Origin of the sequence: Pseudarthrobacter sp. ATCC 49987 (assembly GCF_009928425.1) — a bacterium.
Classification (GTDB): domain Bacteria; phylum Actinomycetota; class Actinomycetes; order Actinomycetales; family Micrococcaceae; genus Arthrobacter.
In genome coordinates, this window is the sequence record NZ_JAABNS010000001.1 from 2756251 (window position 1) to 2780231 (window position 23981).

Annotated in this window: 14 protein-coding genes and 3 rRNA genes; 12 read left to right on the forward strand and 5 right to left on the reverse strand. The window is 65.2% G+C overall.

From position 1 onward, the window contains the following. Positions 1–24 precede the first annotated feature (24 nt). The 4 genes from GXK59_RS12775 to GXK59_RS12790 all read left to right on the forward strand — a co-directional run bounded on the left by GXK59_RS12775 (position 25) and on the right by GXK59_RS12790 (position 2868). On the forward strand, positions 25–495 hold the full coding sequence (locus GXK59_RS12775; protein WP_160667286.1) for a DUF4383 domain-containing protein: 471 nt from the start codon (positions 25–27) through the stop codon (positions 493–495). A 286-nt stretch (positions 496–781) separates the two neighbouring features. Next, positions 782–1570, forward strand: a complete 789-nt coding sequence (locus GXK59_RS12780) for an SDR family oxidoreductase (protein ID WP_160667287.1) — start codon at positions 782–784, stop codon at positions 1568–1570. Positions 1571–1608: 38 nt separating this feature from the next. After that, positions 1609–1860: a hypothetical protein gene (locus GXK59_RS12785; protein ID WP_160667289.1), complete on the forward strand. Its 252-nt coding sequence runs from the start codon at positions 1609–1611 to the stop codon at positions 1858–1860. Positions 1861–1983: 123 nt separating this feature from the next. Beyond that, a complete protein-coding gene (locus GXK59_RS12790; RefSeq protein ID WP_160667291.1) occupies positions 1984–2868 on the forward strand; it encodes an HNH endonuclease in 885 nt (294 codons plus the stop codon). A gap of 15 nt (positions 2869–2883) precedes the next feature. Here GXK59_RS12790 and GXK59_RS12795 read toward each other — a convergent pair whose 3' ends face one another. Further along, positions 2884–4266 (reverse strand): phenylacetate--CoA ligase family protein, encoded by a 1383-nt coding sequence (locus GXK59_RS12795; protein ID WP_160667293.1) that lies wholly within the window; start codon positions 4264–4266, stop codon positions 2884–2886. Between the two features lie 250 nt (positions 4267–4516). On the opposite strand from GXK59_RS12795, the gene GXK59_RS12800 reads away from it, so the two are divergent. From GXK59_RS12800 to GXK59_RS12830, 7 genes are all read left to right on the forward strand, one after another. Then, positions 4517–5953: a flotillin family protein gene (locus GXK59_RS12800; protein WP_160667295.1), complete on the forward strand. Its 1437-nt coding sequence runs from the start codon at positions 4517–4519 to the stop codon at positions 5951–5953. Next, on the forward strand, positions 5953–6201 hold the full coding sequence (locus GXK59_RS12805) for a hypothetical protein (RefSeq protein WP_160669154.1): 249 nt from the start codon (positions 5953–5955) through the stop codon (positions 6199–6201). The genes GXK59_RS12800 and GXK59_RS12805 overlap by 1 nt, the downstream gene beginning before the upstream one ends. Before the next feature lie 490 nt (positions 6202–6691). Beyond that, positions 6692–7858 carry a glycosyltransferase family 4 protein gene (locus tag GXK59_RS12810; RefSeq protein WP_160667297.1) on the forward strand — a complete coding sequence of 389 codons (1167 nt, stop codon included), beginning with the start codon at positions 6692–6694 and terminating at the stop codon, positions 7856–7858. Beyond that, positions 7855–9252, forward strand: a complete 1398-nt coding sequence (locus GXK59_RS12815) for a UDP-glucose dehydrogenase family protein (protein WP_160667298.1) — start codon at positions 7855–7857, stop codon at positions 9250–9252. The genes GXK59_RS12810 and GXK59_RS12815 overlap by 4 nt, the downstream gene beginning before the upstream one ends. A 163-nt stretch (positions 9253–9415) precedes the next feature. Then, on the forward strand, positions 9416–11584 hold the full coding sequence (locus tag GXK59_RS12820) for a sensor domain-containing protein (RefSeq protein WP_160667300.1): 2169 nt from the start codon (positions 9416–9418) through the stop codon (positions 11582–11584). Between the two features lie 164 nt (positions 11585–11748). Beyond that, entirely contained in the window at positions 11749–13851 is a 2103-nt protein-coding gene (locus GXK59_RS12825) for a putative bifunctional diguanylate cyclase/phosphodiesterase (protein WP_237393879.1), read from the forward strand. Positions 13852–14027: 176 nt separating this feature from the next. After that, positions 14028–15848 (forward strand): putative bifunctional diguanylate cyclase/phosphodiesterase, encoded by a 1821-nt coding sequence (locus GXK59_RS12830; protein ID WP_160667303.1) that lies wholly within the window; start codon positions 14028–14030, stop codon positions 15846–15848. Positions 15849–15910: 62 nt separating this feature from the next. On the opposite strand, the gene GXK59_RS12835 is transcribed toward GXK59_RS12830, so the two are convergent. After that, positions 15911–16759, reverse strand: coding sequence for an SDR family NAD(P)-dependent oxidoreductase (locus tag GXK59_RS12835; protein ID WP_160667305.1), 849 nt, complete (start codon positions 16757–16759; stop codon positions 15911–15913). A gap of 175 nt (positions 16760–16934) precedes the next feature. On the opposite strand from GXK59_RS12835, the gene GXK59_RS12840 reads away from it, so the two are divergent. Further along, complete coding sequence (locus GXK59_RS12840) at positions 16935–18212, forward strand: ISL3 family transposase (RefSeq protein WP_160666086.1); 1278 nt, start codon at positions 16935–16937, stop codon at positions 18210–18212. A 122-nt stretch (positions 18213–18334) separates the two neighbouring features. Here the strand turns inward: GXK59_RS12840 and rrf are convergent. The 3 genes from rrf to GXK59_RS12855 all read right to left on the reverse strand — a co-directional run bounded on the left by rrf (position 18335) and on the right by GXK59_RS12855 (position 23826). Further along, positions 18335–18451: ribosomal RNA gene (gene rrf / locus GXK59_RS12845) — 5S ribosomal RNA — on the reverse strand. 188 nt (positions 18452–18639) lie between these two features. Then, a 23S ribosomal RNA gene (locus tag GXK59_RS12850) occupies positions 18640–21773 on the reverse strand. A gap of 529 nt (positions 21774–22302) precedes the next feature. Next, positions 22303–23826 (reverse strand): 16S ribosomal RNA (locus GXK59_RS12855). Together the 16S, 23S and 5S rRNA genes form the textbook arrangement of a ribosomal RNA operon. Positions 23827–23981: the final 155 nt, after the last annotated feature.

Consider the following 23981-nt stretch of genomic DNA (forward strand, 5'->3'; position numbering starts at 1 on the left):
GCAATCATTGGTTGGAGGCAGAAAATGACTACCGCATCTCCACATGCACACGGCGTTCACTTCGGACGGACAGATGTCCAGAACGTCGGCATGGGTGTAGGTATCGTCCTTATAGTCGTGGGCATCCTGGGGTTCATCCCCGGCATCACCACGCAGTACAACTCATTGGCGATCATTGGACCGAATTCCACGGCCCTGTTCCTGGGCCTGTTCCAGGTATCGATGCTGCTGAACATCATTCAGGCCCTCATCGGCGTCATAGGCGTGGTGATGTCCCGGAACAACCCCATGGGCGCCCGGAACTTCCTCATGGGCTTTGGCCTGCTGTACATCGTCCTGAGCGTCTACAGCCTCATTGTCGGTGTGGGGTCGGCGGCCAATTTCCTGTCGCTGAATGTCATGGGCGCGTGGGGTTTCATGATCATGGGCGTAGCAATGGTAGGCGCCGGTTGGCTGATGTCCAGGCATCTGGCCGAGGACGCAAAAACCCGGTAAGTGAACAACCGGGACAAAGGGAGCCGCGAATGAGTAACGTTTCATAGCAATCCGAAAATTCGTACTACCTGCTGGTGCAGTCGCCTCGCGGAAACGCAGCGACTGCACCAGCTTTCTTTGTGCGGGGGGCTTGGCGGCGCGGGCTCATCGCCGACCCCGGCGTCCGCGCCCCGGGGGCACCGTTCCCGGAGGTCCTCCGGCTGAGCATGCTCAATCATCTGGCCGAGGCGGCCGCGGCTTTGGCAGCGCGTTCGACGACGGCCCTCACCACCGCTGGGAGCTACTGATGGATCTCGGAATCACCGGCAGGACAGCCCTCGTCGCCGCCTCCACCGGCGGCCTGGGGCTCGCCATCGCCCGGGCCCTCGCCGCGGAAGGCGTCCGCGTCGCCGTCACCGGACGGCGCCAGGAACGCGCCAGGGAGATCGTTGCCGAACTCACGGATGCCTACGGGCCGGGCGCCGTCGCCATTGGGGCGGACCTCAGCACCCCGGACGGCGCGGCAGCCGCCGTCGAACAGACCGTGGCGGAACTCGGACCCATCGACATCCTGGTGCTCAACGGCCCCGGCCCCAAGCCCGGAGCCGCGGCCACGCTCAGCGCCGACGACATCGCCGCTGCGTTCGAGCTGCTGGTCAAGCCGCACCACGCCCTCGTGTCCCGGGTGCTGCCCGGCATGCGGGAACGGCGCTGGGGACGGATCCTCGCCGTCGGCTCCAGCGGCGTGGTGGCGCCCCTGCCCAACCTGGCCGTGTCCAACACCGGGCGCGCCGCCCTGGCCGGCTACCTCAAGACCCTCGCCGCCGAGGTCGCGCTGGACGCGGTCACGGTGAACATGCTCCTTCCCGGCCGGATCGCCACCGACCGCGTGGCCGAACTGGACCATGCCGCCGCCAAACGCCGCGGCACCACGGTGGAGGAAATCCAACTCGAGTCCCGCAAGACCATCCCCGCCCGCCGCTACGGCGAACCCGAGGAGTTCGGTGCCGCCGCCGCGTTCCTCTGCGGCGCCCCGGCGTCGTACATCACCGGCGTCGCACTCAGGTGCGACGGCGGCCTCATTCGCAGCCTCTAGACCTTCCTCGCACTGTCCCCACCACCCGAAGGAACACCATGACTTCCACGGCAACAGACCTCTCCACTGTGACCCCCACCGACCGCGGGCTCATCACCGCCCGGCACCTCATCAACGACGTCCCGGACGAGTGGGCCGACTACGTCCGGGCCAATGTGGAGTTCTTCGAGGAACTGGGGTCCCCGCAGGGAGCCTCGGCCCTCGGGAACCTGGGGCGTGACCACCCTGTGGTGGCAGGGGAACCGCTGCCTGGGGCGGTCGCTGCGGCCGTGCCGGTTCCGGCCCCCTGACCACCGGCCCTTCGCCCATTCGCCACAATCGGCCGCTCTGGTTCCGGCATAGCGGCCACTTGAGTCCAATCGCCCGACGAGCGCCTGCAACCAGCCCCGGACCGCTCCTGCGAGAATGGCCAGATGACCGCCATCATCCTGGGCTGGAACCCGGACCACTGGAATGACTGGACCTACACGGACGCTTTCGGGCGCGTCGCCGGGACCGGGCTGTCGCTTCACCCGTGGAGCGTGGGCCGCCACACGGCTGTCCCCGCGGGAACCGACGTCTGGCTGCTCCTGCAGGGCGACCATGGCCGGGGACTGGTCGGCCACGGCGTCGTGGCCTCGGATGTGGCCTTGGAGCTGCCCGGATCCGACTCGCCTGTTGCCAGCGACGGCACCCCGGGCCCGGCCCGGATGCTGGTGCAGGTTGCGTTCGACGCCCTTCTGCCGCCCGGGGAGCAGATCGCCGTCGAGGTTCTCGGGGATGCCCTGCCCGGGATCGCGTGGGGTGCCGATGATGTCTCCGAGCTGATCGTGGAACCGGCCGATGAAGCGACGATCAGGGCCTTGTGGCGCGATTTCGGACCCCAGCCCGGCCCGGACCCCACCCAGCCCGTTCCCGGCACCTACCCGCAGGACGCGGTAACGCGGGTCGAGGTGAACCGCTTCGAACGGGACTCCGACGCGCGGCGGGCCTGCATCGCGCACCACGGCACCAATTGCGCGGCCTGCGGGTTCTCCTTCGAACAGAAGTACGGCGGGATCGGGGCGGACTTCATCCCGGTGCACCATCTCGTCCCGGTATCCCTGCTCGGCGGCAGCTACGAACTCGACCCCATCACGGACCTCGTCCCGCTCTGCGCCAACTGTCACGCCATGGCCCACCAGGGTGTGAGCACTCCGCGGACCGTGGCCGAGCTTCGCCGGATGATCGCCGACGCCGGGTTCCTCCGCGGCTCCATCGTCACCGCCGAACAGCTCGAGGCCCAGCGGCAGGCGAGGGAGCTCCTGGGACCGCAGTAGGTTCGCACCGCTCACTCAAGCGGACCAGACCTGCCGGAACTTGCCGCTGCGGTCGGTCCGGGGCGGCTCATCGGCAGGTTCGATGGCAACCGCTCCAGTCCCTTGGGCGGCGAAGAAGCTGCCCAGTCGCTCCTCGACTGCGTTCCGCACATGCGCTATGTCGGCGCCCGGCGCGACTTCCAGCCGCAGGCGCAAGGCCGCCGGGCCGGTCCGGATCGCCTGGAACCGGCGTACCCCGGCGGTCTCCTCGATCACCGTGCCCAGTGCCAGCGGCAGGACGGTGACCGTGCCGCCGCCGGACGCCCCGAAGACCAGCACGTCTCCGGAACGGCCCTCGATCTTCACCGCAGGAAAAGGACTGCCGCAGCGGCACGGAGCTGTTGCCGGCGTGACCCGGTCGCCGAGGTCATAGCGGATGATGGGCTGCACCCGGTTGGCCAGGTTGGTGACCAGCACCGTGTGGGAGGTGACGCCGGCCGGGACCGGCTGGTAGTCCGCGTCCACCGGCTCGAGGATGTACCAGTCAGTGTTGACGTGGAAGCTACCATTCCGGCACTGGCTGGTCAGGGCCGGGACTTCCGAGGAAGGATAGCGTTCGGTCACCCTGCAGCCGAGCTGCGCTTCGATGGTGGCACGCCCAGCGGCGGACAGGTTTTCGCCGGAGCTGATGGCCAGGACTGGGCGGATCCGCAGCCGCCCAGCCTGCTGCTCGGCGGCCAGTTGCAGCATGGCGCTGGGGTAGCCGTAAAGTGCCGTGGGCTGGAAGCCGTTGAGCTCCTGCACCAGTTCGGCCAGAGGCCTCAGCACGGAAAAGACCCGGACCCGCCGGGCGACGATGGGGGCGCGCCGCCGCACGGATTCCGTCAGGACCACGCCCGCGAAGTGGCCGCCTCCGGCGACGAGGGCCGCAGCCCGCAGCCCGTGGCGCAGAAACTCCCGTACTTCCGCAGCCCGGACCAGGGTCCGCCGCTCGCGAACCCGCACCACCAGGTTGACCACGACCCACGAGAACCGGTCGTGAACCAGGATGGCCGGCTCCCCGGTGGTGCCGGACGTGGTCACCACCAGGTATTTCCCGCGGTAGGACCTCCCAAGCTGGGAGAGGTCCGAGAGCAATTCCGACTCCAGCTTCGCCAGGGTGATGTGCGGGTCCGTCACCCAGTCGTCGAAGTTCTCCATCAGCTCCCGTTTGCCTACCCGGGGAAGCTGACGCGGATCCGTGATGTCGTCCGGCACGTCCCGGTACAAGCGGCGGTAGTAGGGCGACGCTGACCGGGCAAACTCCACGAGCTCGGCCAGCCGGGCCTGCTGCCGGCGTGCGATCCCTTCCGGGCCGCCGCGCTCAGCCCGCCAGATGTCCCAGGCGACGCCGATCATCGTTTCGGATACGCCGCGCATCGCGAATCACCTTTCCGGGACCGCCCGGCGGTCCCACCTCCACCCTTCCACTGCGGCCGACGCCGTGACAGGGGCTTTCGTCCCCGCCACATCCAATCGCTGGACTTTAGGCCGCGGAGCGCCTAAGACTGTCTACATCAGCTGGATTGGCGGCCCCGCACTTCCGCATTCGCGTCCGGCCGGGCTCTATCGGCGGAGCGGTTGGGGGCCGTCCCGCAACACCTTTTCCAGCATCGCGAAAGGACCCGGTATGCCGGATTTTTCAATTTTCTTCCCGCTATTTGCCACGCTCATCGGCGCGGCCGTTGTCATCGCCGTTATTTGGCTGACGACAAAACTGATGTGGAAAGTGGCTGAGCCCAATGAGGCCCTTATTATCTCGGGGCTGACGCGGGGAACCCTGGAGACCCGGGAGGGAATGGACTTCAAGATCGTCACCGGCAAGGGCGCGCTTGTGTTTCCCGGGCTGCAGACCGTCAGGACCCTGTCCCTGACCCTCAATGAAACCGAGCTCAAAGTCTCCTGTGTGACGTCGCAGGGCATCCAGGTGATCGTCGAAGGTGTCGTCATCTACAAGATCGGGGACGCCCCTCCGTTTATCGCCAACGCCGCGCGGCGCTTCCTCGGCCAGCAGCCGAAAATGGAAAGCCAGGTCTACAACGTTTTCGAGGGGCACCTGCGTTCCATCATCGGCAGCATGACCATGGAAGAAATCATCCGCGAGCGCGACAAGCTCGGATCACAGGTCCGCAGCGCCAGCGGTGTTGAAATGGAAAAGCTCGGATTGGTGGTCGATTCGCTCCAGATCAAGGACCTGCAGGATCCCACCGGCTACATCGAGAACATCGCCAAACCGCACATCGCCCTGGTCAAGATGGAGGCGCGCATCGCCGAGGCCACCAGGAACCGTGAGGCGGCGGAAAAGGAAGCCGAAGCGGAGGCGCTGATCGCGGACGCCCGGAGCGTCTCAGCCATCCGCCAATCCGAGGCGCAGGCCAACGCCGAACGGGCCAAGGCTCACGCCGCCCAGGCCGGCCCCCTCGCCGACGCGACGGCCCGCCAGCAGGTGGTGGTCCAGGAGACTGAGGTGGCCAAGCTTGAGGCGGACCGGGAGGAACAGAAGCTGCAGACCACCGTCCGCAAGCCCGCCGATGCCAAGGCCTATGCCAAGCGCACCGATGCCGAGGGCCAGAAGTCCGCCGATATCAGCGCCGCCGAGGCCCTGGCCCGGCGCACGGAGCTCGAAGCTGAGGTCAATGCCAGGCGCACGGAACTGCAGGCCAACGCCAATGCCACGGCGGCGGCAGCTGCGGCCGGGGCCACCCGGGTTACCGGTGAGGCGGAGGCGGCGGCCACGAAGGCCCGCGGCGATGCTGCTGCCTCGGCGATCAAGGCCAAGGCGTTGGCCGAGGCGGACGGCATCAAGGCACGCGCCGAGGCCCTCGGCACGAACCAGGAGGCTGTGATTTCGCAGCAGCTGGCGGAAAACATGCCGGCCATCATCGCGGCAGCAGCGGAACCGTTCGCCCACGTCGGACAACTCACCGTCCTCAACGGCGGCGAGGGCATCAACCGCATGATCGGCGGAATCCTGGCCCAGGTGGGCGACTACCTCCCCGCTCTCAGGTCCGCTCTCAGGAGCGGCCGGGAGGGTTCAAAGGGGCCCGCGAAAGCTCCGGATGCATGATGCACAGGGACGTTGACCGGAGCCTCACCGGCAGGGTCGGGCGGGTTACCGGACGCATCGCGCCGGGCACCATCGGCGAAGTGATGCTGCCGTTCCGTGGTGGAACAAGCGCCTTCCACGCCCACCCATTCGACAAGACCAGCGTCTTCGCGGTGGGCGAGGAAGTGCTGGTCATCTACTACGAGCCGCCACAAACCGTTTACGTTGATGAGCTGCCGGAGGTCCTGAGGAAGGACACCCGCGGTTAGAAACGCCACACGGAGCACGGGACACTCGGCAGGTTGTCCGCCTTCCAGGGACGCTCCGAGGCCTCGACGTGGCGGCCATCTCGGGCAAATCGTGCGACTCCCGGGCGTGCAGCCGGACTTGCCCCCGGTGGACATGCCCATTTTTCGTGGCAACGAGAGCGCCCATGGGCATTATGTCCAGGCCCTGGCCCGGCAGGAGGGCATGTCCAGCGGACGGTCTCGCCCGAGCCCAAACCAGCCCTGCGCCGCGGACCTCGCTCCACGCGGACATGCTCATTTTTCGTGGCAACGAGAGCGCACATAGGCACTATGTCCAGGCCCTGGCCCGGCAGGAGGGCATGTCCAGCGGACGGGGTGCCCCAGAGGCTGCCGCCACGCACCCCCGCCCCGCCCCGCATCCCCGCCCCAACCACACCCCGTTAACCCACTCTTCCCTCCCCCGCCATACGCCCACCCCCGCGCCGAAAGCCTGCCCCCGCACTGTGGAGGGGTGAGGATCGCAATTGTCGCCGAGTCATTCCTGCCGCTCATGAATGGGGTAACCCACTCGATCCTGCGGGTCCTGGAGCATCTGCAGGAGCGCGGAGACGAGGTGCTCGTGATCGCGCCGTCCACGCAGGACACGGAGGCCCCCACGGAGGTCTCCGGGGCGCATGTCCACCGGCTGCCGTCGGTTCCGCTGGCCGGCTACGCGAACGTTCGAGTGGCGATGGGCGGTGTCTATCGGGTCAAGCGAATCCTTGCCGACTATGCACCGGACGTGGTCCACCTGGCGTCGCCGTTCGTGCTCGGCTGGCGCGCGGCACAGGCCGCCCACCAGCTGGGGATCCCCACCATAGCCATCTACCAGACCGAGGTCCCCGCCTACGCCGGGCGGTACGGCGTGCCCTTCCTGGAGAACTGGGCCTGGAACCGGGTGGAGAATATCCACCTGCTGGCATCCCGGACCCTCGCCCCCTCCAGCTTCGCGCTCAACCAGCTCCGCGGCCGCGGCATTCCGCGGGTCGAGATGTGGCGCCGCGGCGTTGACACCCAGCGGTTCTCCCCGGAGAAGCGCGACGCCGGGTGGCGGGCCGCCGTCGCCCCGGCCGGCGAGCGCATCATCGGCTACGTGGGCCGGCTCGCGGTCGAAAAGCAGGTGCAGGACCTCGCCGTGCTGGCCGATGTTCCCGGGACCCGGCTGGTGATCGTGGGCGACGGACCGCAGCGGCAGGCCCTCCAGGACGCCCTGCCGGACGCGGCCTTCACCGGGTTCCTCGGCGGCGAGGAGCTGGCCCGCGCGGTGGCGTCCTTCGATCTCTTTGTGCACCCCGGCGAGTTCGAGACCTTCTGCCAGACCATCCAGGAGGCGATGGCCTCGGGCGTGCCGGTGGTCGCCACGGGCCGCGGCGGCCCGCTGGACCTCGTCGAGAACTCCCGCACCGGCTGGCTGTATGAGCCGGGCGACCTCGGCGCGCTGCGGTCCCATGTCATGGACCTGATGGGCGACGACGCCAAGCGCCGCGCGTTCGCGGCGGCCGCCCACGCTTCGGTCCAGGGACGGACGTGGTCCGCCCTGGGCGCCGAGCTGGTCCAGCACTACCAGGCGGTCCTCGCCGCCGACATCCCCCCGACAAGACCTACAGCAACTACAAATCCCCAAGGAGTCGCCCTGTGAGAATTTCCGTGATCGGCTGCGGTTACCTCGGAGCCGTGCACGCGGCCACCCTCGCCTCGATGGGCCACAGCGTGGTCGGAATCGACGTCGATGCCGCCAAGGTGGACCAGCTGGGCCGCGGTGCGGCGCCGTTCTTCGAGCCGGGACTGGACGAGCTCCTGCGCGACGGCATCGCCTCCGGCCGGCTCAGCTTCTCCACGGACTTCTCCGACGCCTCCTGCGCGCAGCTGCATTTCCTCTGCGTGGGCACACCGCAGTCGAAGACCTCCGACGGCGCCGACCTCAGTTACCTCGTCGCCGCCACGGAGGCGCTGCTCCCGCACCTGGCCGACCGCGCCGCCGTCGTGGGCAAGTCCACCGTCCCGGTCGGAACAGTGGACATGCTCAGCGGTGTGTTGTCCGTGCGGCCGGACGTGCTCCTGGGCTGGAACCCCGAATTCCTGCGCCAGGGCACCGCGGTCAAGGACTCCCTGGTCCCGGACCGCCTGGTCTACGGCGTCCCGGAGGACGGCACCGCGATCACTGCAGCCCTCGACGCCGTCTACACGCCCCTGCTGGCCGCCGGGATTCCGCGGCTGGTCTGCAACTTCGCCACGGCGGAACTGATCAAGTCGGCGTCGAACGCGTACCTTGCCACGAAACTCAGTTTCATCAACGCCATGGCCGAGCTCTGCGACGCCACGGGCGCCGACGTGAAACAGCTGGGCGCGGCCATGGGCCTGGATCCGCGGATCGGCAGCCGGTACCTCCATGCCGGCCTGGGGTTCGGCGGCGGCTGCCTGCCCAAGGACATCCGCTCCCTCCGGGTCCAGGCCGCCGGGCTGGGGGTGGAGTCCGTGGACCGGTGGATGGACGTCGTGGATTCCATCAACCGGGACCAGCGTTCCCGCACGGTCGGACTGGCCCGGGAACTGTGCGGCGGCCAGCTCGGCGGCCGCCGGCTCACGGTGCTCGGCGCGGCCTTCAAGCCGGACACGGACGACATCCGGGACTCCCCCGCGCTGGACGTCGCCCTCCAGCTGGCGGCGGCCGGCGCCCACGTCACGGTGACCGACCCTGCCGCAATCAACAACGCCTGGCTCCGCTTCCCGCAGCTGCGCTTCGAGCCGTCCACGTCCCAGGCGCTGGAAGGGGCGGAACTCGTGCTGCTCCTGACCGAATGGGACGAGTACGCCTCGCTTTCACCCGCCGACGCCGGGACCCTGGTCCGGCGACGGACGCTGTTGGATGCCCGGAACGTCCTCGACGCGGCCGTCTGGGAGGCGGAGGGCTGGACGGTCCGCGGCCTGGGCCGCGCAGCCCGTGCGACGGCAACCGGTCCCAAGACCACCAGCACCGGCCCAACGAACCCCGGCCCGGCCCGCCTGAGCCCCGCGGGATACCGGCCCGCCTGACCCGCCACCGCCGCAAAAACCCGGCCGCCGAAACCGGGGCCCCCAAAACGCCGCACCCCCGGCTTGGACGCGGGCCGGCGGCGGGACCCCTATGATTTCCTGAGGGGAGGGCTTGATCAATGGCATACCGGTGGTCTCATATTTTCACGGCAGTGGCCGCGTGATGGCTTCGCCGCACCCTGCCCCAGCCGTCGAGGCGGTGCTGGAATCCAGCCCGGACGCCATCCTGGTGATCACCGAGGACGGAACCATCCGCTTCGTCAACGCCGCCACCGAGCGCATGTTCGGCTACTCCCGCGACGAGCTCCTGGGCCAGGACCACCGGATGCTCCTCGCCGAAGGCTTCCGCAGCGGCCAGCAGCGCATCTTCTTCGCCCTCCGCAAGGACGCTGACGCCGGCCCGGTCACCACAGACGCCATGGCCGCCCCCGCCTTCCCGCCGGTCGAGGCCTACGGTGTGCGCCGGGACGGCACCGAATTCCAGGGCGAAGTCGCCTGCTCGCTGCTGGCGGAGGACAACGCCGACGCGCCCATCAGCATGGCCGTCGCCGTCCGGGACACGTCCCACCGGCTTGCCGCGGATGCGGGACTCCGGGAAGCCATGTCCCTGCTCAGCGCCACGCTGGAATCCACGGCCGACGGCATTCTGGTGGTCGGCGGGGACGGCCGGATCGCCGGTGTCAACAACCAGTTCGTCTCCATGTGGGGCATCCCGCGGGAGCTCCTGTCCGCCCAAAACGACGACGCCGTCCTTGGCTTCGTCGTGGACCAGCTGGCGGATCCCGCGCAGTTCATGGAGAAGGTCACCGCGCTCTACGCCGATCCCACCGCGGAAAGCCACGATGTCCTGGACTTCCGCGACGGCCGGACGTTCGAGCGCTACTCCCGCCCGCAGAAAGTCGCGGACCGGGTGGTCGGGCGCGTCTGGAGTTTCCGGGACGTCACGCCGGCCCGGATCGCGCAGGAGCGGATCACCCGGGCCATGACCGACCTCGCCGAGCAGGCCGCACAGCTCAAGGCCCTCGCGTTCCAGGACCCGCTGACCGGCCTGTCAAACCGCCAGCTCTTCAACGACCACCTGGCGGCAGCGCTGCGCGGGCCGTGCGGGACCGCCGTCGACGTCCTCCTCCTGGATCTGGACGACTTCAAGGAGGTCAACGACATCCTGGGCCACCACGCCGGCGACCAGATGCTGATCGAGGTCGGCCGGCGGCTGCGCGAGTGTGTCCGCCCGAACGACGTTGTAGCACGCCTGGGCGGTGACGAATTCGTGGTGCTGCTGGTCGGCTCGCTGGACCCCGAGGCAGTGGCCGAGCGGACCGTTGACTCCCTGCGGGTGCCGCTCTGGATCGAGGGGACCATGCTGCGCCCCAGCCTGAGCCTGGGACTGGCGTCCATCCACGAGGACGCCGTGGACGCCTCCGAGCTGCTGCGCCGCGCCGACGTCGCGATGTACGCGGCGAAAACTGCCGGGAAGAACAGGTACCTGCGGTTCCGGCCGGAGATGATGAAGTCGCTCGTGGAGCGCACCGAGCTGGAGGCCGGGCTGCGGGTGGCCGTGGACGCCGGCCAGATCGCCGTGCACTACCAGCCGATCGTCTCGTCCCGGCTCGGCGTCGTCGTCAAGGTTGAGGCGCTGGCCCGCTGGGTGCGCGACGGCGAAACCGTCCCGCCCGAGCAGTTCATCCCGGCGGCGGAGCGCAGCGGCCTGATCGTCGAGATCGGCACCGAGGTGCTGCTGAAGGGCTGCACCGAGTTGAAACCCTGGCTCGCGGAGGACTCCTCCCGCGCGCTGGCCGTCAACGTCTCCGGGGTGCAGCTGCAGCATGGGGACTTCGCCGAGCTGGTGCAGGCCGTCGCGCGGTCCGCCGGCGTGGATCCGCGCCAGCTGGTCCTGGAAGTCACCGAAAGCGTCTTCTTCGACGACGACTGCCACGTCATCCAGCAGCTCACGGCCCTGCGCACGGCGGGCGTGCGGGTCGCCCTGGACGACTTCGGTACCGGCTACTCCTCGCTGGGCAGGCTCCAGGGGCTGCCCGTGGACACCCTGAAGATCGATCAGTCCTTCACCTCCATGATCCGCACCGGCGAGGAGAATCTTCCGATCCTCAGCTGCATGATCGCCATGGCCCACGGCCTCGGCCTGACCGTCACGGCCGAGGGTGTGGAGACGCCCGCGCAGGCCGAATACCTGATCAATCTGGACTGCGATTCGCTGCAGGGCTTCCTGTTCTCCGGCGCCGAAGCCCAGCCGGCCCTGGCCTCCGCCATCGACCGGTCCGCCAACGCGTTCGCCGCCTTGCGGGGGGATCGGGTCGCCGGGCACCGGTGACGCGGTGGAAACGCGCGGGTAACGCCCCTGTGACGCGGCACGTTCCAGTGCCCGGGTACTGGACACCGGCGAAACGGACCCTATGATGCAGGAAGCGCATTGTCCCGGGCCCCGGCCCGGACAGCCATCAACACACCATCCGTCGCTTGGGGGCCGGTATCGCCGTGGGAACTGGGATTGAAGAGAGCCTGCTCGAACAGGGCCCCGATGCCTTCTTGCTGCTGAACGCGGTCGGAAACATCGTGTATGTGAACTCTGCAGCGGAGCGGCTCTTTGACTATCAGCGCGAACAGTTGCTCGGCGTCGGGCACAACATCCTGCTCTCCGAGGACGAGCGCGGCGGATTCCTGCGGATGTTTGGCCGGCTGGGCCGCGGCAGCGCGGCGGGCCGCCGGCCGTTCGCGGCGGCAGGCCGGCGTCGGGATGGCAGCGAACTCCCGCTGGAAATCACCTGCTCGCTGGTAACGCTCGGCGACGGCCCGGCGATGGCGGTTGCCATCCGGGACGGCAGCTACCGGGAGGACACCGACTCGGGCCGCCGCCTGGCGGTCTCGCTGCTCGACGCGACGCTGGAAACCACCGCCGACGGGATCGTGGTGGTCTCCACCGAAGGCATGATCACCGGTATCAATGACCAGTACCTCAAATTGTGGGGCATGCCGCCGGAGCTGATCGCGGCAGAGGACCCGACGGCGTTGGTCAGGTTCATCTCCCAGCAGCTGCTGGATCCGGACTACTTCCTGCGGAAGGTCGCGGAACTGCACGCCGACAGGGCCCGGCAGAGCCACGACGTGCTGGAGTTCACCGACGGCCGAACCGTGGAGCTGAACTCCCGGCCGCAGAAGGTCGCGGACGTGATCGTGGGCCGGATCTGGAACTTTCGCGACATCACCACGCGGCAACGCGCCCAGGACCAGGCCCGCCGTGCCATGGAGGAGCTCGCCGAGCAGGCCGACAAGCTGAAGGAACTCGCATTCCAGGATCCCCTGACCGGGCTGGCCAACCGGATGCTCTTCAATGAACGCGCCGCCGACGCGCTGCTGACCCCCGGCCCGGTGCACGTGCTGCTGCTGGACCTGGACGACTTCAAGGAAGTCAACGACGTCCTGGGCCACCACGCCGGGGATGAGATGCTCGTGGAGATCTCCCGCCGGCTGCAGCAGTGCGTCGGGCCGCACGGCACGGTCGCACGCCTCGGCGGCGACGAGTTCGTCGTCCTGCTGGTCGACTGCAACGATGCCGACACAGTGGCCCAGCGGATCGTGGCCACCTTGAACGCCCCCGTCTCCATCGAGGGCACCCTCATGCGGCCTGCGCTGAGCCTGGGCGTGGCCTCGCGCGGCTCCGGGACCATGACGTCCTCCGAGCTGCTGCGCCAGGCCGACCTCGCCATGTACGCGGCCAAGGAGGCGGGCAAGAACTGTTACGTGCACTTCCGGCCGGAGATGCTCGCCGCCCTGCTGGAGCGCACCCAGCTGACCGCGGGCCTGCGGCGGGCCGTGGAACTCGGGCAGATCGTCGTGCACTACCAGCCGGTGGTGTCTACGGAGAAACTGGAAGTCGTGCAGTTCGAGGCCCTGGCCCGCTGGCAGTGGGAAGGCCAGCTGGTTCCGCCGGATGAGTTCATCCTGACCGCGGAGCGCAGCGGCCTGATCCGGGACATCGGTGCTGACGTGCTGCGGCGCAGCTGCACCGAGCTGCAGCCCTGGCTTGCGAAAGACCCGTCCCGGTCGCTGGCCGTCAACGTCTCCGGCGTGCAGCTGCAGCACCCGGACTTCGCCGAGCGCGTCCTGGATATTGCGGCGTGGAGCGGTGTGGACCCGCACCAGCTGGTGCTGGAGGTAACGGAGAGTGTGTTCTTCGACGCCCACTGCCAGGTCATTACCCAGCTCGTGACCCTGCGCGGGGCCGGGGTCCGGGTGGCGCTGGACGATTTCGGCACCGGCTATTCCTCCCTCGGCCGGCTGCAGGAACTCCCGGTGGACGTCGTCAAGATCGACAAGTCCTTCGTCTCCATGCTGCGCACCGGGGCGGAAAAGCTGCCCATCCTGACCTCCATGATCCACATGGCCCGCAGCCTGGGCCTGAAGGTCACGGCGGAAGGCATCGAAACCCCTGAGCAGGCGCGATACCTGATGGGCCACGGCTGCGATGCCCTGCAGGGCTTCCTCTTCTCCCGCCCGCAGCCCGGGCCCCGCCGGGAGATCGGCATCCGCAGCGCGGCCGCCGCCATTGCCGCGCTGGAAGGCGTCCCGCTGCCCGCGTAGCATCACGCCCCGGCGACGCTGCGGCCGCCGCCGAAAAAGACACATTAATCGGCACGGCATGACGCGTATCACTGACGGCGCCCGCACCACATATGATTCAGTGAGCGCAGCCCGCCGTGTTCTCCGCAACACCGGCTGCCACTTCACATCCGTCGCTTGGGGGGCAGGCAAAAAACATGGAACCAGGACTCGCACAACTACTGCTGGAGCACAGCCCGGACCCGCTGTTGCTGCTCGCTCCGGACGGGTCCATTTCTTTCCTGAACGCCGCCGCCGAGGGCCTCTTCGGCTACTCCCGCGCCCAGCTGCTGGGCGCTGATTCGTCCCTGCTCCTGGCCGAGGCCTCCCGTGAACCCTTCCACGGCGTGCTGTCCGGCCTCGGCGCCTCCACGCCACGCTCCGGCCAGCCGTTCGCCGGCTCCGGCCGCCGCGCCGACGGCACCGAAGTCCCGGTCGAGATCACCTGCTCCCTGCTGCCGCCCGACGCCGGTACCGGCTCGCCCGCGCGGTCCGTCGCGCTCTCGGTCCGCAGCGCCGGTCACCGCCCGGATGTGCCGTCCGGGAGTGGCACTGCCGGGACCAGTACTGCCGCCAGCCAGGGCGGCGCCGGAGCCGCCGAGGACGCCGCGGCGCACCGCCGTCGGACGCTTGCTGCCTCCGCGGCCGTTCCCGCCGCCTTCGCCGCGCACGATGACCAGTTGCGGGCCGGGGTGCTGCGGGATCCGCTGACGTCTCTGCCCAACGGCACCCTGTTCAACGAGCGGCTCGCCGCGGCGCTGCGGCGGCCGGACCCGGTGGACGTGCTGCTGCTGAACCTGGATGACTTCAAGAACCTCAACGACATGCTGGGCCGTTCCTCCGCAGATGAGCTCCTGGTGGAGGTCGCGAGCCGGCTGCGCAACTGCGTCCGGCCGCACGACACGGTGGCCCGGCTCGGCGGCGACGAATTCGTGGTGCTGCTGACCGAATGCCTCAACGCCGACGCGGTGGCCAAGCGGATTTCGGAGTCCCTGTACGAGCCGGTGCGCGCCGGCGGCTCGCTGATCCGGCCCGGCGTCAGCATGGGCCTGGCCTCCCGGACCGCCGGGACGCTCGACGGCGCGGAGCTGCTCCGGCAGGCCGACGCGGCCATGACGGCGGCGAAGTCCGGGGGCAAGAATGCCTGGCTGCGGTTCCGGCCGGAGATGCTGAACACTGTGGTGAGCAAGGTGGACGGCCAGGCCGGGCTCCGGCAGGCGGTGGAGCTGGGCCAGATCTCGGTCCACTACCAGCCCGTGGTGAATCCCGGGCTCGGGGCAGTGGTGCAGTTCGAGGCGTTTGCGCGCTGGGAACGGCACGGCCGGCTGATCCCGCCCAACCAGTTCCTGCCCGTGGCCGAACAGAGCGGCCTGATCCGCGAGATCGGCGACGAGGTCATGCGCCGGGCCTGCGCCGAAATCCGGCCCTGGCTGGCCGGCGATGCCGCGTACAGCGTCGCGGTGAACGTCTCGGGCCTGCAGTTCCAGAACCGCGACTTCGCCACGGACGTGCTGTCAATCCTGGCGTCCACCGGCGTGGATCCGCGCCAGCTCATGCTGGAACTGACCGAGAGTGTGTTCTTCGAGTCGGATTCGGACGTGCTGCGGCAGCTCCGTCAGCTGCGGGCGGCCGGTGTGCGGATTGCGATGGATGATTTCGGCACGGGCTACGCGGCCCTGGGCCGGCTCAAGGAACTGCCGCTGGACAAGGTAAAGATCGACCGCTCCTTTGTGGCCATGATCAAGACCGGCCAGGAACACCTGCCGTTCTTCGGCACCATGATCAATGCCGCGCATGACCTGGGACTGAAGGTCACGGCCGAGGGAATCGAGACTCCCGCCCAGGCCCGGTACCTGATGGAGCGCGGCTGCGACTCCCTGCAGGGCTACCTTTTCGCCAGGCCGGCCCCCGCCAGTGAACTGGCCGGGACCATGGAAAGCGCGCTGACGGCGATCGACAAGGTCGACGCCGCGCGGTAGCCCAGGCGACGCTCCCTCAGAACCGGCAGGACCAACAGCGACGCTTTACGAGCAGGATGTCGTTACGCCGGGGAGTCGAGCTTGTCGACGTCCTGTGACACCATCGCCTCGCTGCGGTCCCACAGCTCCCTAGCGATTTCCGGGTCGTACGCCACCTTGTTCGCCTTAGCCAGCGCGCGCTTCGCGTAGTAGGCGCCGGAGATCCAGTCCTGACCCGGCGTGGCCGTGGCGAGCCACACGAGAGTGTCCGCGCCCTGTTCAGGGCTCAGCATGAACCTGTTGAGGAAGCTCCGGTACATGAAGCGGAACGGGCTGGTGGTGTCAGCTGCAAAGTTTGTGGCCACGACGCCGGGGTGGAAGGCTGCCGTCGAGATCCCAGCTGCGTGGTAGCGGTTGTGCAGCTCTGCAGTGAAGAGGATGTTCTCCAGCTTGGCGTTGCCGTACGCGAGGTTGGCGGAGTACTTGTTCGCTACCTCGAGGTCATTGAGGTCCAGCTTGCCGTAGAGCGAGTTTGCGGCGCTGGAGGTGTTGATGACGGTGGCGTTGCTGGCCGTGAGCACGTCCAGCAGCTCGGTGGTGAGCAGGAACGGCGCCAGGTGGTTAATCTGGAAGGTCTTCTCGTGGCCGTCCACGGTGAGCCCGCGGCGACCCATGATGCCGCCGGCGTTGTTGGCCAGGACGTCGATCCGCGGGTATTTCTCCTTCAGCCGCGCGGCGAGTTGGCGCACCTGTGCCAGCTCGGCGAAGTCGCTGACGAAGTAGTCCGCGCCGATCTCCGTCGCCATCCGCTCGGTCTTCTCTGGGGAACGTCCGACGACGACCACCCGTTCACCCTGTTCGCTGAGGGTCCGGGCGGCGGACGCGCCGATGCCGTCGCTGGCTCCGGTGATGACAATGGTCCGTGCGGTCATGAAGGAGTCCTTTGTTCGGAAGCGGTTATCTGGCTGTCGAATCGAGCCTACCGAACCACAACGACGCCGGGTTGACGGCTCATCGACTTTTAGCGTGGTGTCCTTCAAATGAAGGGGCTCGTAGCCCTGCGAGCATAGGTGTTGTCGAGACATCTATTGCTGAGGACTACGAGCCTTGTTACAGATTACGCAGACGTGCGATGCCGCGTCGATTCTGTTCAATTTGGAGGGCCATGTTGTGCTCTCCGCCGAGCGCGCCGGCGGGGTCCGGACGGTTCTTGTCGAGCCGGTCGAGCGGGAAGGGGCTTGTCCTGACTGCGGGGTGTTGTCGTCCCGGATCCAGGCCCGTCCGGTTCACCGTGTCCGGGATGTCCAGTGCGGCGGAGAGCCCTTGGACGTCAGGGTCCGGAAGCGGCGGCTGGCGTGTCTGGAACCGCAGTGTCCGCGGCGGTCCTTCGTGCAGACCACCGATGAGATTCCGCTGCGTTCCCGGCTGACCAGCAGGCTCGTGGCCGGCATTGTCGCAGACCTGTCCGCGGAGCTTCGGGCCGTCTCCCGGGTTGCCGCGGCCTCGGGTGTGTCGTGGACGACCGCCATGCGTGTCATGGAGGACACTGCCGTCCTGGACGGCGGTGTGGACCGTCGCCTGGTCCGCCGTCTGGGCGTGGACGAGCACCGCTTCCGGCGGGTCCGCTACCTGAAAAACGATGCCGGAAAAGTCACCCGGGTAGAGCCCTGGTCGATCGTTTTCACGGACCTGGACACCGGCGCGATCCTGGACATTGTGGACGGCCGCCGCGGCCAGGCGGTGCGTGACTGGATCGGCGCACGACCGCGCTGGTGGCGTAACAAGGTGGAAATGGTGGCCATGGACATGTCCACCGAGTTCCGCCGGGCCATCCGCAAGGTCCTGCCCAAGGCAGCCATCACCGTGGACCACTGGCATGTGGTGGCCCGGGCGAACCAGATGGTCACCGATGTCCGGCGGCGCCGCGCTCACGACCTCCACGGCAGGCGCGGCAGGGCCACGGATCCGGCCTGGAAGTACCGGAAATTGCTGACCTGCAACCAGGAAAACATGTCCTCCGCCCAGCGCGGACGGATGCAGGAAATCATTGGCTCTGACCTTGAACTCGGTGTCGTCTGGGGCATCAAGGAACACGTCCGCCAGCTGCTGAAGACCAATCACATCGACGGCTTCCACCGAGCCTGGGCCGAGCTCGAAAACGCCGTGAAAGCGACCAGAATGCGCGAGGCGAAATCACTGTTCCTGACCCTGAAAATGTGGCGCAAAGAACTGCTCACGTTCTGCCGGGCCAGGGTCACGAACGCGCGCAGCGAAGCGGCGAACCTCAGCGCCAAGAACCTCAAACGAGCGGCCCGCGGATACCGGAATCATGAGCATTACAGGCTCCGGCTATTGTTGTACACGGCAGCCCAACAAGCATGCTGAACACCTGCCGCCACGCCAAAAGTGGAAGAGCCGGGTTGACCAACATTCCCTCTGTGGATTTCCGGGTTAAATGCGGGAGAGCCCCAACCAGTGTGGTTGGGGCTCTCGACCGTTTAATGATGTTCCGGCGGTGACCTACTCTCCCACACCCTCCCGGGTGCAGTACCATCGGCGCTGTGGGTCTTAGCTTCCGGGTTCGGAATGGGACCGGGCGTTTCCCCCACGCTATGACCGCCGTAACCTTATGTCCCGTTCCCCCTGGGGGGTGGGAAGTCTGGTGTTACAACTGTGGTGTTATTCAGTTGGTTTGGTTCCTCGAACAACGGGTTTGTTGTTTGGGAACCACATAGTGGACGCAAGCAGTCTTGTTTCTTTGTACTCTCTTCATGGTGTGAACGTCTTTTGAATCCGTTCACGAAGAGAGTGTGTGGTGTAAGTTATCGGCCTATTAGTACCGGTCAGCTTCACGAGTCGTTAGTCCTCGCTTCCACATCCGGCCTATCAACCCAGTGGTCTGGCTGGGGGCCTCTCACACACAAGGTGTATGGAAATCTCATCTCGAAGCGAGCTTCCCGCTTAGATGCTTTCAGCGGTTATCCCATCCGAACGTAGCTAATCAGCGGTGCACTTGGCAGTACAACTGACACACCAGAGGTTCGTCCGTCCCGGTCCTCTCGTACTAAGGACAGCCCTTCTCAAATTTCCTGCGCGCGCAGCGGATAGGGACCGAACTGTCTCACGACGTTCTAAACCCAGCTCGCGTACCGCTTTAATGGGCGAACAGCCCAACCCTTGGGACCTACTCCAGCCCCAGGATGCGACGAGCCGACATCGAGGTGCCAAACCATGCCGTCGATATGGACTCTTGGGCAAGATCAGCCTGTTATCCCCGAGGTACCTTTTATCCGTTGAGCGACGGCCATTCCACAATGTACCGCCGGATCACTAGTCCCGACTTTCGTCCCTGCTCGAGATGTCTCTCTCACAGTCAAGCTCCCTTGTGCACTTACACTCGACACCTGATTGCCAACCAGGCTGAGGGAACCTTTGGGCGCCTCCGTTACTTTTTAGGAGGCAACCGCCCCAGTTAAACTACCCATCAGGCACTGTCCCTGACCCGGATTACGGGCCGAAGTTAGATGTCCAAAGTGACCAGAGTGGTATTTCAACGATGACTCCACCCGAACTGGCGTCCGGGCTTCAACGTCTCCCACCTATCCTACACAAGCCACTCCGAACACCAATACCAAACTATAGTAAAGGTCTCGGGGTCTTTCCGTCCTGCTGCGCGTAACGAGCATCTTTACTCGTACTGCAATTTCGCCGAGTTTATGGTTGAGACAGCGGGGAAGTCGTTACTCCATTCGTGCAGGTCGGAACTTACCCGACAAGGAATTTCGCTACCTTAGGATGGTTATAGTTACCACCGCCGTTTACTGGGGCTTGAATTCTCAGCTTCGCCTTGCGGCTAACCGGTCCTCTTAACCTTCCAGCACCGGGCAGGAGTCAGTCCGTATACATCGTCTTGCGACTTCGCACGGACCTGTGTTTTTAGTAAACAGTCGCTTCCCCCTGGTCTCTGCGGCCCCTGCACGCTCCGGACAGCTTGTGTCCATCACGATGGGGGCCCCCCTTCTCCCGAAGTTACGGGGGCATTTTGCCGAGTTCCTTAACCATAATTCTCTCGATCGCCTTAGTATTCTCTACCTGATCACCTGTGTCGGTTTGGGGTACGGGCGGCTAAAACCTCGCGTCGATGCTTTTCTAGGCAGCATAGGATCACCGAATCCCCCCTTACGGGAGTCCCATCGGGTCTCAGGCATCATGAACGGCGGATTTGCCTACCGTTCGCCCTACATCCTTAGACCGGGACAACCATCGCCCGGCTCGGCTACCTTCCTGCGTCACACCTGTTAATACGCTTGCCTCCCAGGATCAGGTCCCGCGCTCCACCAAAACCCTTCACCCACAAGGGGTGTCAGGCAGGCTTCGGGCGGTTAGTATCCCCTGTTCAGCATGGGCGGTTTTTCGCCGGTACGGGAATATCAACCCGTTGTCCATCGACTACGCCTGTCGGCCTCGCCTTAGGTCCCGACTTACCCAGGGCAGATTAGCTTGACCCTGGAACCCTTGATCATTCGGCGGACGGGTTTCTCACCCGTCTTTCGCTACTCATGCCTGCATTCTCACTCGTGTAGGCTCCACCGCTGGTTTACACCGCGACTTCACTGCCCACACGACGCTCCCCTACCACTCCAGACGCCTGAACCAACCCACAAGGGGCGGCTTAGCTAATATCTGAAATCCACAACTTCGGCGGTGTACTTGAGCCCCGCTACATTGTCGGCGCGGAATCACTTGACCAGTGAGCTATTACGCACTCTTTTAAGGATGGCTGCTTCTAAGCCAACCTCCTGGTTGTCTTCGCAACTCCACATCCTTTCCCACTTAGCACACGCTTAGGGGCCTTAGTTGGTGGTCTGGGCTGTTTCCCTCTCGACTATGAAGCTTATCCCCCACAGTCTCACTGCTGCGCTCTCACTTACCGGCATTCGGAGTTTGGCTGACGTCAGTAACCTTGTAGGGCCCATTAGCCATCCAGTAGCTCTACCTCCGGTAAGAAACACGCAACGCTGCACCTAAATGCATTTCGGGGAGAACCAGCTATCACGAAGTTTGATTGGCCTTTCACCCCTACCCACAGCTCATCCCCTCCATTTTCAACTGAAGTGGGTTCGGTCCTCCACGACGTCTTACCGTCGCTTCAACCTGGCCATGGGTAGATCACTTCGCTTCGGGTCTAGATCACGCCACTGCAACGCCCTATTCAGACTCGCTTTCGCTACGGCTTCCCCACACGGGTTAACCTCGCGACGTAACACTAACTCGCAGGCTCATTCTTCAAAAGGCACGCCGTCACAACTACAAGGTTGCTCCGACGGATTGTAAGCACACGGTTTCAGGTACTGTTTCACTCCCCTCCCGGGGTACTTTTCACCTTTCCCTCACGGTACTGGTCCGCTATCGGTCATTAGGGAGTATTTAGGCTTATCAGGTGGTCCTGACAGATTCGCACGGGATTTCTCGGGCCCCGTGCTACTTGGGATACTCCCCGGGCGGTACACAACATTTCGGTTACGGGGCTCACACCCTCTCTGGCCGGCCTTTCAAGACCGTTCACCTATGCCTGCACTACACACCCCACTGTCCCGGCAGAGACAGAATGGGAAGTCCCACAACCCCGACCATGCAACGCCCGCCGGCTATCACACATGGAACGGTTTAGCCTGATCCGCGTTCGCTCGCCACTACTGACGGAATCACTATTGTTTTCTCTTCCTGCGGGTACTGAGATGTTTCACTTCCCCGCGTTCCCTCCACGCACCCTATGTGTTCAGATGCGGGTCACCAGGCAGCTCGCGCCCCTGGCGGGGTTTCCCCATTCGGACACCCTGGGATCACAGTCCGGTTATCGACTCCCCCAGGCTTATCGCAGATTCCTACGTCCTTCTTCGGCTCCTAATGCCAAGGCATCCACCGTGTGCTCTTAAAAACTTGACCACAAAAGATCAAAAACGCTAATTTTCGAGAGAACCATGAAAACCACACCGCCACCCCAGCCACACCCCCAAAGGGCACAACCAACGCAACGGCACAGATCCAGGTTCATATTCTTGGAAATTGCTTCTTATAAAAGATGCTCGCGTCCACTATGTAGTTCTCAAACAACAACCCCATACCACACACCCCACACACACGTGTGCGCTCGGTGCAGCCAGGAAACCAGAAACACAAGTCCCGGACACCACAGCCAAAGCCGCGGACCCCGGTCCTGTTGCCTCAGGACCCAACAGTGTGCCAAACACTAAACCGCCCGTACCCCCCGGACACCGTTCCAGGAACCCCGCACTTCCAAAGAAGCACAAAAGGATCCGTACTGGGTGCCGCAGGAAAAACCAGCGGCCGCTATTTGTTGATATTCCACCCGTGAGCACCCGCCGCAGAACTAGCGTCTGCGCAACGGGCGTACTCCTGACAACACCACCACACAGACATAACGCCTGGCGAGGTTGTTGTAGGTGCTCCTTAGAAAGGAGGTGATCCAGCCGCACCTTCCGGTACGGCTACCTTGTTACGACTTAGTCCCAATCGCCAGTCCCACCTTCGACAGCTCCCTCCCACAAGGGGTTAGGCCACCGGCTTCGGGTGTTACCAACTTTCGTGACTTGACGGGCGGTGTGTACAAGGCCCGGGAACGTATTCACCGCAGCGTTGCTGATCTGCGATTACTAGCGACTCCGACTTCATGGGGTCGAGTTGCAGACCCCAATCCGAACTGAGACCGGCTTTTTGGGATTAGCTCCACCTCACAGTATCGCAACCCTTTGTACCGGCCATTGTAGCATGCGTGAAGCCCAAGACATAAGGGGCATGATGATTTGACGTCGTCCCCACCTTCCTCCGAGTTGACCCCGGCAGTCTCCTATGAGTCCCCGCCATAACGCGCTGGCAACATAGAACGAGGGTTGCGCTCGTTGCGGGACTTAACCCAACATCTCACGACACGAGCTGACGACAACCATGCACCACCTGTAAACCGACCGCAAGCGGGGCACCTGTTTCCAGGTATTTCCGGTTCATGTCAAGCCTTGGTAAGGTTCTTCGCGTTGCATCGAATTAATCCGCATGCTCCGCCGCTTGTGCGGGCCCCCGTCAATTCCTTTGAGTTTTAGCCTTGCGGCCGTACTCCCCAGGCGGGGCACTTAATGCGTTAGCTACGGCGCGGAAAACGTGGAATGTCCCCCACACCTAGTGCCCAACGTTTACGGCATGGACTACCAGGGTATCTAATCCTGTTCGCTCCCCATGCTTTCGCTCCTCAGCGTCAGTTAATGCCCAGAGACCTGCCTTCGCCATCGGTGTTCCTCCTGATATCTGCGCATTTCACCGCTACACCAGGAATTCCAGTCTCCCCTACATCACTCTAGTCTGCCCGTACCCACCGCAGATCCGGAGTTGAGCCCCGGACTTTCACGGCAGACGCGACAAACCGCCTACGAGCTCTTTACGCCCAATAATTCCGGATAACGCTTGCGCCCTACGTATTACCGCGGCTGCTGGCACGTAGTTAGCCGGCGCTTCTTCTGCAGGTACCGTCACTTTCGCTTCTTCCCTACTGAAAGAGGTTTACAACCCGAAGGCCGTCATCCCTCACGCGGCGTCGCTGCATCAGGCTTTCGCCCATTGTGCAATATTCCCCACTGCTGCCTCCCGTAGGAGTCTGGGCCGTGTCTCAGTCCCAGTGTGGCCGGTCACCCTCTCAGGCCGGCTACCCGTCGTCGCCTTGGTGAGCCATTACCTCACCAACAAGCTGATAGGCCGCGAGTCCATCCAAAACCACAATAAAGCTTTCCACCCCCCACCATGCGATGAGGAGTCATATCCGGTATTAGACCCAGTTTCCCAGGCTTATCCCAGAGTTAAGGGCAGGTTACTCACGTGTTACTCACCCGTTCGCCACTAATCCCCCCACAAGTGAGGTTCATCGTTCGACTTGCATGTGTTAAGCACGCCGCCAGCGTTCATCCTGAGCCAGGATCAAACTCTCCGTTGAAGTAAAACAGACACAACACGCGCCCCCGGGAAAACGGGATGCACGCGCTGCACAAAATTTGAAACCAGCTGTAAAAACCAGACCACACCACGGGGTGGCGGACCTGGTCAATTCAACCAATTCAATACAATAAATTGGTATCAACAAACTTGGCA

Bases quoted from the DNA above. Each gene is read 5' to 3' on its own strand.
- GXK59_RS12780 (WP_160667287.1), top strand. From the start codon at position 782: ATGGATCTCGGAATCACCGGCAGGACAGCCCTCGTCGCCGCCTCCACC.
- GXK59_RS12830 (WP_160667303.1), top strand. From the start codon at position 14,028: ATGGAACCAGGACTCGCACAACTACTGCTGGAGCACAGCCCGGACCCG.
- GXK59_RS12820 (WP_160667300.1), top strand. From the start codon at position 9,416: ATGGCTTCGCCGCACCCTGCCCCAGCCGTCGAGGCGGTGCTGGAATCC.
- GXK59_RS12795 (WP_160667293.1), bottom strand. From the start codon at position 4,266: ATGCGCGGCGTATCCGAAACGATGATCGGCGTCGCCTGGGACATCTGG.
- GXK59_RS12785 (WP_160667289.1), top strand. From the start codon at position 1,609: ATGACTTCCACGGCAACAGACCTCTCCACTGTGACCCCCACCGACCGC.
- GXK59_RS12800 (WP_160667295.1), top strand. From the start codon at position 4,517: ATGCCGGATTTTTCAATTTTCTTCCCGCTATTTGCCACGCTCATCGGC.
- GXK59_RS12835 (WP_160667305.1), bottom strand. From the start codon at position 16,759: ATGACCGCACGGACCATTGTCATCACCGGAGCCAGCGACGGCATCGGC.
- GXK59_RS12805 (WP_160669154.1), top strand. From the start codon at position 5,953: ATGCACAGGGACGTTGACCGGAGCCTCACCGGCAGGGTCGGGCGGGTT.
- GXK59_RS12790 (WP_160667291.1), top strand. From the start codon at position 1,984: ATGACCGCCATCATCCTGGGCTGGAACCCGGACCACTGGAATGACTGG.
- GXK59_RS12775 (WP_160667286.1), top strand. From the start codon at position 25: ATGACTACCGCATCTCCACATGCACACGGCGTTCACTTCGGACGGACA.